Origin of the sequence: Leucothrix arctica, from assembly GCF_003172895.1 — a bacterium.
Classification (GTDB): Bacteria; Pseudomonadota; Gammaproteobacteria; order Thiotrichales; family Thiotrichaceae; genus Leucothrix; species Leucothrix arctica.
Genome location: NZ_QGKL01000039.1, coordinates 24,862 through 37,491 on the forward strand (window position 1 = coordinate 24,862; position 12,630 = coordinate 37,491).

Genomic DNA, 12,630 nt, shown 5'->3' on the forward strand with positions numbered 1-12,630 from the left:
TATAAAAAAGCCCGTTACTATGTAAGTAGTAACGGGCTTTTTTATGCGTAGAGTTTTTTCCGTTGGTAAGTCAATTACCAACGTTATTTTATAGTTTAAAATCCCACATCAAAAATGACTCTTCTGAAATACTTTGCTCGATAAGTTCAATCAAAGGGTGAGCGCGAAGACTCAAGCCAACAGATTTTGTTGTTTCTTCCTCTTCGTCTATCTCTTCTTGTTCATCATTGTTTAAATTATTCAACTCTATGAGCGCACTTTTCAGCGTTGATAGCGCCAGTGGTAAATCTTCAGCGCTGATGGCACTTGGCACAGCATTTCTACGCCCCATTAATTTGATTAAGTCAGTAGCGACCTCTTCAAACATATCGACCGTTCCACCACTTTTATTTGTAAAAACAACTAACATAACGATCTCCTAGCATAGGATTGAAATTATTTAGCCCACGTATCTCGTAAGCTGATGACTCGATTATAGACCAATTTTTCTGGTGCGCTATAGCGAGAGTCTTGAATGAAATAACCTTCACGCTCGAACTGAAAGCGTGACTCAGGATCTGACGCTGCTAAGCTTTTTTCGCCTTTACAGCCACTAAGGATTGCCAAGCTATCAGGGTTTAGTGACAACATATAGTCTTTTCCACCAGCGTCAGGTGAGGCATCATTAAACAAGCGATCATACAAACGTACTTCACAATCAACGTTATCTGTAGCATCAACCCAGTGGATTACACCTTTTGGTTTAATGTCATCTGCCGGGTTTTTGCCGATGGTATCTTCGATGATTCTAGCGCGTACTTCGATGATATTACCTGCTTCATCTTTCACCGCTTCATCTGCTTCAATCACATAAGCATTACGTAGGCGAACACGTTTTCCAATAACTAGGCGTTTATATTTTTTGTTGGCTTCTTCGCGAAAATCATCCTGATCTATCAGTAACTCACGAGAAAAGGGTAGATCACGAGATCCAAGGTCGTCACGGCTAGGGTGTCCTGGAGCAGTCATTACTTCCTTTTTATCGTCAGGATAATTAGTCAGAGTGACCTTTAAAGGGTGCAGTACACACATAGCACGGGCAGCATTTGTATTAAGATCTTCGCGAATAGCAAATTCCAGCATGCCGACATCAACAACACCTTCGTTGCGTGAAACACCCGTTTTATCAATAAATTCACGAATAGACTCAGGTGTATAACCACGACGACGCATGCCCGAAACTGTAGGCATACGCGGGTCATTCCATCCATCAACCACATTTTCGTCAACAAGCTGCTTAAGTTTACGCTTACTTGTAATCGTGTAGTTCACGTTTAAGCGTGAGAACTCATACTGCGTAGGTGTTGAAGGAACAGGTAAGTTCTCGATAAACCAATTATATAACGGGCGATGCTCTTCGAACTCAAGTGTACAAATTGAGTGAGTAACTCCTTCGATTGCATCACCTTGACCGTGTGCAAAGTCATAAGAAGGGTAGATACACCACTTATCACCCGTTTGGTGATGAGTGGCTTTTTTGATGCGATAAATAATTGGATCACGCAAGTGCATATTTGGTGAAGCCATATCGATTTTCACGCGGAGTGAACAAGCGCCTTCATCAAAATCTCCAGCACGCATTTTTTCAAATAATGCTAAGTTTTCCTCAACACTGCGCTCACGAAAAGGACTGTTTGTACCCGCTTCTTTAACTGTGCCGCGATACTCACGTGCTTGTTCTTTATCTAAGTCGCAAACGTACGCTTTACCTTCTTTAATTAGGTGTAGCGCCCATTCATGGATTTGATCGAAATAGTCAGAGGTGAACTTAATGTTGCCATCCCACTTAAAGCCTAACCACTCAACATCAGCTTTGATCGAATCAACGTACTCGATATCTTCTTTTTCAGGGTTAGTATCATCAAAACGTAAGTTACATTGACCACCAAATGTTTCTGCAATGCCGAAGTTTAGGCAAATAGATTTGGCGTGACCGATATGAAGGTAGCCATTTGGTTCAGGAGGAAAGCGTGTTTGAACGGCTTGTACTTTATTAGAGTCCAAGTCTTCCTTAACGATTTTCTCAACAAAGTTTAGTGGTCTAGTGCTGTTTGTCATGATTATAAGTTCTGTTATGTGATGGTTTAGCACGCTATTACACGTGAGCAGCAAAGGAAAGATTATACAGGCGCAAAGTGTATTTACGCCACATAGGCCAGCGGCAATGTATAAGTATTTTAATGATTAATACTTATACGCAAGTTAATGGGGTATTTAAAGTTTTCAAAGTAAGTAATTATGGGCATCAATGTTGTTGTGGTTTTAGATACAATGAGCCAATTCCTTTTTTTGAGCGATGAATATGTTGCCTTTGTTACGACAAGAACTAGAGTGTTTTTTTGCGGGTCTGTCATTTTATACGCGTATACCAACGCCAGCATGGGTTAAATACAAACCTGAAAATCTGAACAAGTCTAGGAAATATCTCGCGCTAATAGGTGTTTTTGTAGGGTCAGTGGGAGCATTGGTACTCCTATCACTATCATTTGTTTTACCGAGTTCGGTCAGTATCTTACTGTCAATGGTCGCAACGGTTTATATAACGGGTGCATTCCATGAAGATGGTTTTGCAGACAGTTGCGATGGTTTTGGTGGCGGTTGGGAGAAGGCACAAGTACTTTCGATTATGAAGGACAGCCGCATGGGGAGTTATGGGGTAGTGGGGCTATTACTGCTCTTTGGTCTCAAATTTTTGGTGCTTTGGGAGTTGTTTCAAGTAAATCTAAGTCTGGTGCTTATCACATTAGTGTTAGCGCATGCAGTGAGTCGCCTAATGGCGTCGGTTGTCATGCAGTACTTCGCATACGTTTCTCATATTGAAACAAGTAAGTCGCACCAAGTAGCATCATTGCGTTTATCAAATAAGAATATGCTGTTAAGTGCGTTGCCTATTTTTATAATATTGGCTTTTTCATTGGATTGGCGCTATTTCGTAGCCTTATTAATGTCGTTATTAGTTGCCGGTGTGTTGGGGCAGTACTTTAAAAAGCGAATTGGTGGTTATACAGGGGATTGCTTGGGTGCTGTTCAGCAGGTCACCGAAGTTGGCTTCTGTGTCATGGTATTGATGCTTGCTAATTAACATCAAGCCGTATTTCAGTCATATAGTTTAGATTGTCGTGTATGACATTGAATTATATCTGGTAATCCGTATTATCTGTACGTTAAGGCTGAGTGTTATTGTTAACTGATCATTGATCTGCCATTAAAGTGGAGTCGAATTGACGAGCTCAAAAGTCATTCAAAATAATGAGAATAACTTTTCAGCACTCTTGGTTAACTATCTTGATCAAAAAAATGACAATGGTGCAATGCTATTAGAATATATTGATCGTTACATTGCTCACATTTGCCGAACTCACTATGCGTTTAACTTTTCCGAGCAAGAAGATATTCGTCAAGAAATGGCAATTATTTTGCTGTGTCAGGGAGAGACGTATCGGCAGCGTTTTGCTAAACGCTTATTGTACGTGATGGTAAGAAACCAATGCCTTGACCAGTTCCGCAAACAACGACGTCATTTAACCACCTTTGTTTCACCTGCTTCTAAAGAAGACCAACAGTCAGCACCTGCTCCAACTATTTCTGATGGTGCAGATGCCGAGTTGTTTCAACATTTGAACTGTTTAGAGCGGATTTTTGGTGAAATAGGTGCGCAGCCAACAGGGGCAGAAGACGTGAAAATATACACTCAGTATGCTTTTGGTTTAAGTCATCTAGAAATATCACTCAGTGCAAACCGAAGTGTAACAGCGATAGCGAGACGACTTTCTATCTTAAGAGATCGCTTAAATAAGTTAAAGAACGACCTATGTTGAGACGTAAGCAATGAGTGAAAAAGATTCTAAGCAAACACTAATTACTAAGGAAGATGATCAAGAGTGGGCGAAGATCCTTCATGGAGAGATGACTCCTGATTCTGACAATGACACTCATAGTGAAGCGTTGTTGGTTCGCAATTATCTGATTGCTCGCGATGAAGTGGTTGCGTTGAAAGAAGTTGCTGTCGCGGATGACTTAAATGTTTTGTCTGCTGAAGAAGCTAAGGTTGTTTATCAGCAGGCGAGTAAGCAAATACACATTAGAGCGGCAACACCTTTTGATCGACTTAAGCGTGCCTTTGTTCCAGCGGCGATAGGTGCACTTTTTTTAGCGGTTGTGATTTTGGCGCTTCCCGATAAATATAAATCCTTTTTAGGTGACTCTTCAGTTGATGCTTCGCGTGCATCAGTTGCTCAGATGGCAGGTTTGGATTATTCGGGGTATAAGCCAGTGGATGGCGCTGGTGACTATCCAAATATGCTGTTGATACACAGCGGTAAGTTCACAATGGGTTGTACTACTGGGTGGGATGATACCGTAGGTTGTCGTGCTAATGAATTTCCACCGCACGAAGTAAGTGTCAAAACGTTTGAGCTTGCTCAGCATGAAGTCACCGTTAGGCAATTTGAAAAATTTGTGGATGCGACAGGCTACTTAACCTATGCGGAACAAGAGTCACGAGGGTGTGTGCATCGTGATTTGAAAGCCGAAGGGCATCCATTTGTAATGGCGCCCGAAATTAATTGGCGAAATCCTGGCTTTCCTCAAGAAGGTCAGCACCCCGTGACTTGTATCAGTTGGTCTGATGCGCAAGCTTACATTGCATGGCTGAGTGAGGAACAGGGTAGAGAGTACCGTTTGCCATCGGAGGCTGAGTGGGAGTATGCCGCGCGTGGTGGTAAAGCCTATGCTTATTTTTGGGGCGCTGAAGCGAATCCTTTATCAGCTAATTACGGTAGTGGTGATGAGGGGAGTCAGTTTACGACCGTTGTTGGTAAGTACCCAGCTAACGCATTTTCACTTCATGATATGTCTGGGAATTTATGGGAATGGGTGCAAGATTGCTGGCATAAAAAGTACGATGGTGCCCCTACAAATGGTGATGCTTGGGTTGATAACTGTAATGGCTCGGGCAAATATACTCGACGTGGTGGGGCATGGGATGCTCCGCCTCAAGGCATCCGCTCTGCGATTAGAAGCGCGGGCGCTAAAACAGATCGCAGTGTTTTTTATGGATTTAGAGTCGCTCACGATTACACCAAAAATAAAAAATAATTTACCGACCCCCTAAGGTTTTTCAATTTCATACGTTTAATAGGTAAGTCAGACGCAAATCACCGCAGAGTGAGGGTGCTAGAGAGTAATTGCTGCGGGGCTTTTACTGATGCACGAGATATACCTACCTGACTGTAATAGCCTTTATTTGTAAGGCTCTTTACTAACCCTAAACGAGTGTGAAATGTCATGTTACAGTCTCAGAAATCACCATCTTACGATCAGTTCGATAACGCTTCATTACTGCTAGTTGATATGGTGGCGCCAACCAATAAATTGCGTCGCTTAGCAAGACTAATCAATTGGAAGTTATTGAATGATTCATTCTCTAACAGTTTTCAGTCAACCCATTCACCATCGTCACGCATGGTATTTTCCTTGCTATACCTTCAGGCGAAAGAGAATGTTTCTTACGAAGAATTAGTAGAGCGCTGGGCCGTCACTCCAGAGTGGCAATACTTCTGTGGTGAGACAACATTGAAAGATACATGTCCACTGCATTCTTCTGCGTTGAGTATTTGGAGTCGTGAATTAGGCGTGAGCGGTTCTAAGCTAATGTGCGCAGCGTTGTCTCCATCATTTGCAGAGTTAAGAATTCACTAAATGATAATTGGCAAGTGTTGATGATTGATGCAGTATTAGTGCTCTACTACTGCATCAATATTTCATAGGTAACCAGCTTGCTAACATTGCGCCAACCCTACACTACATTAGCTGATGCAATAGAGTTCGAGATAGAACCTATCAAGCACTCTCGCTTCATCGCTTATGCGCAACCGGTAGATAATGACGAAGCTGCAATGGCTTTCATTGAGTCTATTCGATTGCTTGCGCCAGATGCGAGGCATCATTGCTGGGCCTACGCGCTTAGAGAAGACTCACGAGTACGCTTTAGTGATGATGGTGAACCGGGAGGCTCTGCTGGCCAACCTATGTTACGTCAAGTCCAAGGGCGAGAGCTGTTTGATCTTGCCGTGGTTGTTATTCGGTATTTCGGAGGCACAAAATTAGGTGTCGGTGGTTTGATGCGAGCTTACGGTGGTGCTGTCGGTCAGCTGCTTGATCGTGCAACACTCACCACCATTACCCCAAAACTTCCTCTCTGGCTTGAGTATGACTACTCCGACACAACTAGTGTCGATATGAGTCTAGCTACCTTTGACCTTGCAGCTTCTGAAACACTTTACGGTGAGCGGGTAAAAGCGTGTTTAATGATCGCTGATGAAGACGTTGTTAATATCTATAAGTCACTTCAAATTCAGGTGGGTGGGCGTATTGATTTAACGCTACCTGATGAGTTGATTTAAGCTGATTCGTTACTTAAAAGTTCAGTTCTAAAAATCATTTTTCGATCTAATATTGTCAGCTGTTTGCTAAGCGCATAACATGGGGTCATTACAGACTTTGAGAGAATAATGACGTGACGACAAAGCTCAGTGTAAACCTAAATAAAATTGCCTTATTACGTAACTCACGCGGTCGAGACTATCCAAGTGTCGTCGGCTTCGCTAAGAAATTTATCGCGCTAGGTGCTCATGGAATAACGGTGCACCCTCGTGAAGATGAGCGTCATATCACACGGCAAGACGCTCGTGACTTAGCTAAGCTCTTAGAAGAGTACCCTGAAGTTGAATACAACATCGAAGGCTATCCGTCAGAAGAGTTTTTGACGTTGGTTGAAGAGTGTAATCCCGATCAAGTCACTTTAGTGCCTGACGCTGTCGACCAATTAACGTCTGATCACGGCTGGGATGTTGCATGGCACGGTGAATTGCTAATTATGGTTACCGAAAGACTTAAAAAGTCGGGTATCCGTGTCGCAGCATTTTTAGATCCAGATGTTGAGCAAGTAACGCGTGTTGCCGCAACGGGCGTTGACCGTATTGAGTTGTATACTGAAGAGTTTGCATCCAGCTACGGCACACCTCAGCAAGCTGAAGTATTAGCAAAGTATGTTGCGGCGGCTGCTCAAGCTGAGCACATGGAGCTTGAGATAAATGCAGGTCATGATCTCGATAGTGAAAACCTACCAACCTTCCTAACTATTCCCAATATATTGGAAGTATCGATTGGTCATGTGCTAACAGTCGAGTGTATTGAGCAAGGTATGGAGTCAGTCGTAGCTAAGTACCTCGACATTTGCAGCGCATCTGCTTAATAGTCGTTTGCTAATACCGAATATCCAGACGTAAGAAAGCCCGCATTTTATTTAAATAAAGTGCGGGCTTTCGAGCTAATACAGCTTACTGGTTGTTATATACCATCTCACCTTTCGGCTCAAAAGCATCAACATCCAATGGGTTATTGTTTTCTAAGTACTCTTTTAATACGTCTGCATCTACAAAGCCTGTATCTACAAAACTGTCGTGGTCAGACACTTTAGGATAGCCATCACCACCAGCAGCAGTAAAGCTTGGGAGAGAGAAACGATATTCCTTTTCTAAGTCAATTGCTTCACTACCGACTTTAACATCAGTAACCCCATCAGTAGTAACTGTCATAGAGATACCCGCAAACTGAGCGTAAGCACCTGTATCTGTCGGTTTGGTAGCCACTTCGTTTAAGTATTTAATGACGTCTTGACCAGACATCGCAACAGACGTTAACGTATTAGAGAACGGCTGAACCGTTAGCACTTCTTTATAAGTAATGTCGCCCGTTTCAATCGAAGCACGCACACCACCAGAGTTCATCACACCGAAGTCAGCTTTTGCTTTAACCATCTGAGCCGTCGCAATAATACGACCTAGGTTAGTTTGGCCAAAGCGAACTTTGTTTCGCTCACCGACCAATAACTTGTTAGTAAAGCCGACTTTAATATCTAGCGCTTCTTTACCCTTATTTAAGTATGGGCCAAGTAACTTAAGCATCTCTTTATTGTGTGCGATCTCGTTGCTAATAAATACACGCGTACTTTTTCCGTCAGCGCCTTTTACTTTTTTCTTTAAGTTAATAGGAATTAGTTTGTAAGAAACTAATGTCGCTACGCCATTTTTAAACTCAAAGTCAGCACGGCCAACATACTTACCCCATTCGTGAGCTTGTAAAATGTAAGTACCGTTTTGCTTATCTGGAGCACAGGCTTGACCCGCTTGATAGTTCTCATTACGTACGTTCTCAGACTCCATGCAAACTGGCTCTTGAGAGTGTCCGCCAATGACAGCAGTCACTGCACCTTCTGGTAAAGCACGCGCTAGCGTCACATCACCTGGCGCGTTATAACCATGCTTAGCATCGTCGTAGTGCCCCATGTGTGTTACGGCTAGCGTTATGTCTGGTTTGACTTCTTCTACTAACTCTTCTAATACGATTTTCGCTTCTTCAGCTGGCGAGCGAAACTCTACATTAGATAAAAACTCTGGGTTACCAATACGCGCAGTATCTTCAGTCGTTAGACCTAGAATCGCGATTTTGATACCTAGCTTTTCAACAACAGTATACGGCTTGTAAAGTCGCTTACCTTCGTCCTTAGAGTAAATGTTTGCCGACAAGAAAGGGAAACCTGCCCACTCTTGCTGTTTGTCTAATACGTCTAGAGAGTTATCAAACTCGTGGTTACCTAGTGCCATTGCGTCATAGCCCATCTTACGCATACCGACAAAATCTGGCTCAGCGTCTTGCAGGTCAGACTCAGGAACACCAGTATTTATGTCACCGCCAGATAGAAGTATTACTTCACCACCGTCGGCCTCGACTTGTTGGCGAATAGCATTAATCACGGTAAAACGAGCCGGCATACCATACTCGCCACGGCTATTGTGCCAAAAGCGACCGTGGTTATCATTGGTATGAAGGATAGTCAGTTTATAGGTTTTATCGTCTTGCCAGTCTTTCGCGAATAGCGGAGTAGCAATACAGCTGATTGCTACTACTGGGAGGATGAATGGATAAACTTTCATGGCGACTCCTAAAAATTAGTTGATATTGTATATTAGTCTGATTTAACAGATAAATGGAATGATTCTAGTAGAGAAATCTGATTGTCTATGGGATGAGCTTTGTTTTGAGTTATGACTGTAGTTATTTGCAAAGTAGATTCAGTCGCCCGATAATGCGCACCTTACGCTTTTTCAGGCCTTACTCAATGTCAGAGACATCAATGCAATCATTATTAGAGACGTTATCTGCGTCAACTCAAACACTTCTTAAGAATTTATCAGTGCTTCGCGACGGTGGAAATTTAGTCGTTATCAGTCATGTATCACGTAGCGAGTCTGTGGAAGCCGCTAAAGTTGCAATGGATGAGTTAGTCGCAGCAGGTTTGGCTGAGGAAAAAGAGCATACGTTTTATAAGTTTAAACCTGATTTGTTAGTCCACTTGCAACAAACAGTGAGTAAGGAGCAACAGCAAGTCTCTTTTCAACACTGGTTAGCAGCGATGGATCAATTGCTAGGTTTCTTGTACCAGCAATGTTTTGAAGATAAGACAATGGCACTTGCTTTAGCGACTCAAGAACGTGACAACTTGATGGCTTATGCCGCTGAGATGGGTCGTACAGATAACGTATCAACGGTTAATGCGGAAGGTGTCGTTGAGCTGCTTGGTCGTTGGATTACGTTACTTGAACCACAAGAGTGCCCAATTGAGCTCGCTCAAGTTAAGCAATGGCGTGGTGCTGCTGAAGAAAAGCTAGGTCCATGGGGTGCTGAGCGCTTTGCGGCGCAGAGTGAAAATATTGAAAGCATGTTGCAGCAAAACTTAGTCACTGCTGCGTTTAGTGCGGCAAAGTCTTTGTTAGAGATAGCTGAAGACGTGGGTGTTAATGCGTATAACGGTGCGATTAATGATTTAGCATTTGCCAATATTTTAGTGGCACGTGCATTGAAGGTTGGCGGCAAAGGTGAGCATGCCCTTAGCTACCTACAAGACGCTCAAAAGTTGACTGAGCCAACGGCTAAAGTTGATTCGGTTGCAGGTTTATATTTGGTTGCGAGTTTGATGGAGCAGGGCGAGTGTTTGTTTGCACAACAGCAACTAGTTCCAGCTGAGGTTACTTACTCTCAAGCGATTGAGTTAGCAGATGAGATTGGCGATAAGCAAGGTTCCGGTATTGCTCAGACACAACGTGCGTCGTTGTACTCATTGTTAGAGCGTCCAGCAGATGCTTTGCGTGGCTACGAAAGTGCATTGGATGTATTTCAGCAGCTTGATGATAAAACGTTGATAGTTAATGTGTGGCATCAAATAGCGATGCTGCACCGTGTCAGTGAAGACTTTGAAAGTGCGGTCGCAGCACTTGAAGCCGCTTTGGTGGTACTACAAGATCAAGGCAACGCGGTCGGTGCAATCAGTACATCACTTGAGCTAGGCGGTATCAGTGAAGAAATGAAGCTACCAGAAAAAGCAGCGATGTATTACCAGCAAGCGTTGGATATGGCGGCTGAGGTTGGTGATGAGTATCGTCAGGTGGTTGCAGGTAATCGTTTAGCGGACGCGTTGAGACAGCAAGGTAAATTGAAGGAAGCGCTGGCTGAGTTGGAAAAGGCGGTTGTATTAGGTCGTCAATTTGGCCACTCGGCTGAGCCATGGAAAACGTGGGATATTCTAAGTGATATCGAGAAGGGTAATAGCAACCCTAAAGGTACTTTGGCTGCGCGTCTTAAGGCCATTGAAGCTTATATCTCTTACCGTGTTGAAGGTGGAGAGAACGAAGAGGCGGATGCTAAATTGTGCGAGATGGTCGTTGAAGCGATTCGTACAAATCGTGTTGATGATGCTAAGAGCTTGTTGACTAAGTTAGCTGATAACCCGCAGTGGCAAACGGACCATAACAAAGCGTTATTATCTGTACTGGGTCAGTTCTTAGAGGGCGCTAGAGGATTGCCATTGCTAGAGAATATGGATCTACATTACCGTCATGTTGCAGAGTTGATGTTGATTCAAGATCAGTTGCCAGATAAGGCATAAGCCAAGTAAGCAATATTTAGATACAAAAAAGCCTCTATGACAGAGGCTTTTTTGTATTCAGTGTTTTCGCTCAAAAGAGCGACTGAACGATTACTTACGTTGGTTATTAAGCTGTACTAGTGCAGCCTTCGCACGTTTCAAGCCTTTCTTAGCCGCTTTGTTGAACCATATACGTGCTTGGTTAGCATCACGCTTTACGCCGAAACCGTTAGCATACATAGCGCCGACACTGTACTCACCCATTGGTAAGCCTTGTGCGGCTGCTTTTTTGTACCAGCTCATCGCTAAATTATAGTTCTTAGCTTTTACACCAACACCGTCAAGATACAAGTCACCTACCCATAGTTGAGACTCTGGTAGACCTGCTTGAGCAGCCTTGTTAAACCAGTTAAATGCTAGGCCAGGATTTTTTGCAGTCGCTTGGCCGTTAAGGTACATAAGACCTAGGTGGTGCTGACCGATAGGGTAGTTCTTTCGCGCTGACTTGTTAAACATTTGGAATGCTTGTTGTGGGTTTTTACCCGTTCCAATACCTTGTAGGTACATAACACCAAGACCGTCCATTGCTTCTGCGACGCCCTTATCTGCTGCAAACTTCATGTTTCTAAATGCAAGCTGTGGGTTTTTCTTAGTGCCTTTACCGCTAGCATGCATGAGCGCAAGTAAATAACTCGCACCTGGTTTTGCTTTAGGGTTTTGAGACGCTTTAGTTGCAAAAGCAAATGCTTTGCCAGGATTGGCTCTTACACCAATACCTTTAAAGTAACGCTCAGCTAACATCATTTGTACGCCAACCACGCCTTTGTTAGCAGCTCTTTCGTACCAGTTCATAGCAGATCCCATGTTCTTAGGAATGCCATCGCCTTTCTCGTACATTTGACCCAAAGCAATCATTGAGTCGATAAAGCCTTTTTGGCCAGCGCGTGTAAACCAAAGCGATGCTTGCTTCATATTTTTCCCAGTACCAATGCCTGATGCATATAAAACACCAAGTGTGTGCATTGCTCTAGGGTATTGTTGGCCAGCTGATTTTTGTGTCCAGCTAAAGCCTAGTTTTGGGTTCTTTTGTACGCCTTGACCGCCCAGATATAAACGACCCAAGACATACTGTCCTGCTTTGTCGCCTTTTTTAGCGAACTCAGAGGAGATGGTAAAAGCTTGCTTGTAGTTTTTAGTCTTAAGCGCTTGTTGTAGTTGAGCATTCGCGTCTGCTGCAGATGACACGCCTGACAGCATTAAACCGAATGACATAGCTAAAATAACAATAATTCTTTTCATAATAAGTTCTGTTTAGACAATGTGATTAATGGCCACAAGTGGCGGGTATGGAGAGCCTAGTCTTGAGTTTCTAACTCAGAAACACGCTTCTCTAGCGCTTCTAGTTTTTCTCTCGTACGAAGTAGGACAGCGTTTTGGACATCAAATTCCTCACGTGTCACTAAATTCATTTTACGTAAGCCACTTTCAAGGCCTGAGCGTAAGCTAGACTCTATGTCTTGCTGAGTTGCTTGGAGTGGTTCAGGGATAAGTGAGGAGAGGCGCTTAGCTAGATTGTCTAACTGGTCGATAGGGTCCATTTAAATATC

The 12,630-nt window shown here is 43.3% G+C and carries 12 protein-coding genes; 7 read left to right on the forward strand and 5 right to left on the reverse strand.

What is annotated here, in order from left to right; genetic code table 11:
* Positions 1–88 precede the first annotated feature (88 nt).
* Both DKT75_RS14250 and DKT75_RS14255 read right to left on the reverse strand, forming a co-directional pair.
* Positions 89–409, reverse strand: a complete 321-nt coding sequence (locus DKT75_RS14250) for a DUF1840 family protein (protein ID WP_109824108.1) — start codon at positions 407–409, stop codon at positions 89–91.
* 26 nt (positions 410–435) lie between these two features.
* The gene (locus tag DKT75_RS14255) at positions 436–2,097 is read right to left on the reverse strand and encodes a glutamine--tRNA ligase/YqeY domain fusion protein (RefSeq protein WP_109824109.1); all 1,662 of its coding nucleotides are present in this window, start codon (positions 2,095–2,097) and stop codon (positions 436–438) included.
* A gap of 244 nt (positions 2,098–2,341) precedes the next feature.
* On the opposite strand from DKT75_RS14255, the gene DKT75_RS14260 reads away from it, so the two are divergent.
* The 6 genes from DKT75_RS14260 to DKT75_RS14285 all read left to right on the forward strand — a co-directional run bounded on the left by DKT75_RS14260 (position 2,342) and on the right by DKT75_RS14285 (position 7,294).
* Entirely contained in the window at positions 2,342–3,121 is a 780-nt protein-coding gene (locus DKT75_RS14260; protein ID WP_158278880.1) for an adenosylcobinamide-GDP ribazoletransferase, read from the forward strand.
* A 139-nt stretch (positions 3,122–3,260) separates the two neighbouring features.
* A complete protein-coding gene (locus DKT75_RS14265; RefSeq protein WP_109824111.1) occupies positions 3,261–3,857 on the forward strand; it encodes an RNA polymerase sigma factor in 597 nt (198 codons plus the stop codon).
* 10 nt (positions 3,858–3,867) lie between these two features.
* On the forward strand, positions 3,868–5,136 hold the full coding sequence (locus tag DKT75_RS14270; RefSeq protein WP_109824112.1) for a formylglycine-generating enzyme family protein: 1,269 nt from the start codon (positions 3,868–3,870) through the stop codon (positions 5,134–5,136).
* A gap of 189 nt (positions 5,137–5,325) precedes the next feature.
* Positions 5,326–5,739: a transposase gene (locus DKT75_RS14275; RefSeq protein WP_109824113.1), complete on the forward strand. Its 414-nt coding sequence runs from the start codon at positions 5,326–5,328 to the stop codon at positions 5,737–5,739.
* 77 nt (positions 5,740–5,816) lie between these two features.
* The gene (locus tag DKT75_RS14280) at positions 5,817–6,443 is read left to right on the forward strand and encodes an IMPACT family protein (protein WP_109824114.1); all 627 of its coding nucleotides are present in this window, start codon (positions 5,817–5,819) and stop codon (positions 6,441–6,443) included.
* 113 nt (positions 6,444–6,556) lie between these two features.
* Positions 6,557–7,294, forward strand: coding sequence for a pyridoxine 5'-phosphate synthase (locus tag DKT75_RS14285; protein ID WP_109824115.1), 738 nt, complete (start codon positions 6,557–6,559; stop codon positions 7,292–7,294).
* 85 nt (positions 7,295–7,379) lie between these two features.
* Here DKT75_RS14285 and ushA read toward each other — a convergent pair whose 3' ends face one another.
* Positions 7,380–9,035 carry a bifunctional UDP-sugar hydrolase/5'-nucleotidase UshA gene (gene ushA / locus DKT75_RS14290; protein WP_109824116.1) on the reverse strand — a complete coding sequence of 552 codons (1,656 nt, stop codon included), beginning with the start codon at positions 9,033–9,035 and terminating at the stop codon, positions 7,380–7,382.
* A 200-nt stretch (positions 9,036–9,235) separates the two neighbouring features.
* On the opposite strand from ushA, the gene DKT75_RS14295 reads away from it, so the two are divergent.
* Positions 9,236–11,044, forward strand: coding sequence for a tetratricopeptide repeat protein (locus DKT75_RS14295; RefSeq protein ID WP_211665440.1), 1,809 nt, complete (start codon positions 9,236–9,238; stop codon positions 11,042–11,044).
* 90 nt (positions 11,045–11,134) lie between these two features.
* Here DKT75_RS14295 and DKT75_RS14300 read toward each other — a convergent pair whose 3' ends face one another.
* Both DKT75_RS14300 and DKT75_RS14305 read right to left on the reverse strand, forming a co-directional pair.
* Positions 11,135–12,322, reverse strand: a complete 1,188-nt coding sequence (locus DKT75_RS14300) for a tetratricopeptide repeat protein (RefSeq protein ID WP_109824118.1) — start codon at positions 12,320–12,322, stop codon at positions 11,135–11,137.
* 56 nt (positions 12,323–12,378) lie between these two features.
* Entirely contained in the window at positions 12,379–12,621 is a 243-nt protein-coding gene (locus tag DKT75_RS14305; protein ID WP_109824119.1) for an accessory factor UbiK family protein, read from the reverse strand.
* Positions 12,622–12,630: the final 9 nt, after the last annotated feature.

Bases quoted from the DNA above. Each gene is read 5' to 3' on its own strand.
- DKT75_RS14255 (WP_109824109.1), bottom strand. From the start codon at position 2,097: ATGACAAACAGCACTAGACCACTAAACTTTGTTGAGAAAATCGTTAAG.
- DKT75_RS14260 (WP_158278880.1), top strand. From the start codon at position 2,342: ATGTTGCCTTTGTTACGACAAGAACTAGAGTGTTTTTTTGCGGGTCTG.
- DKT75_RS14270 (WP_109824112.1), top strand. From the start codon at position 3,868: ATGAGTGAAAAAGATTCTAAGCAAACACTAATTACTAAGGAAGATGAT.
- DKT75_RS14305 (WP_109824119.1), bottom strand. From the start codon at position 12,621: ATGGACCCTATCGACCAGTTAGACAATCTAGCTAAGCGCCTCTCCTCA.
- DKT75_RS14275 (WP_109824113.1), top strand. From the start codon at position 5,326: ATGTTACAGTCTCAGAAATCACCATCTTACGATCAGTTCGATAACGCT.
- ushA (WP_109824116.1), bottom strand. From the start codon at position 9,035: ATGAAAGTTTATCCATTCATCCTCCCAGTAGTAGCAATCAGCTGTATT.
- DKT75_RS14250 (WP_109824108.1), bottom strand. From the start codon at position 409: ATGTTAGTTGTTTTTACAAATAAAAGTGGTGGAACGGTCGATATGTTT.
- DKT75_RS14295 (WP_211665440.1), top strand. From the start codon at position 9,236: ATGCAATCATTATTAGAGACGTTATCTGCGTCAACTCAAACACTTCTT.
- DKT75_RS14300 (WP_109824118.1), bottom strand. From the start codon at position 12,322: ATGAAAAGAATTATTGTTATTTTAGCTATGTCATTCGGTTTAATGCTG.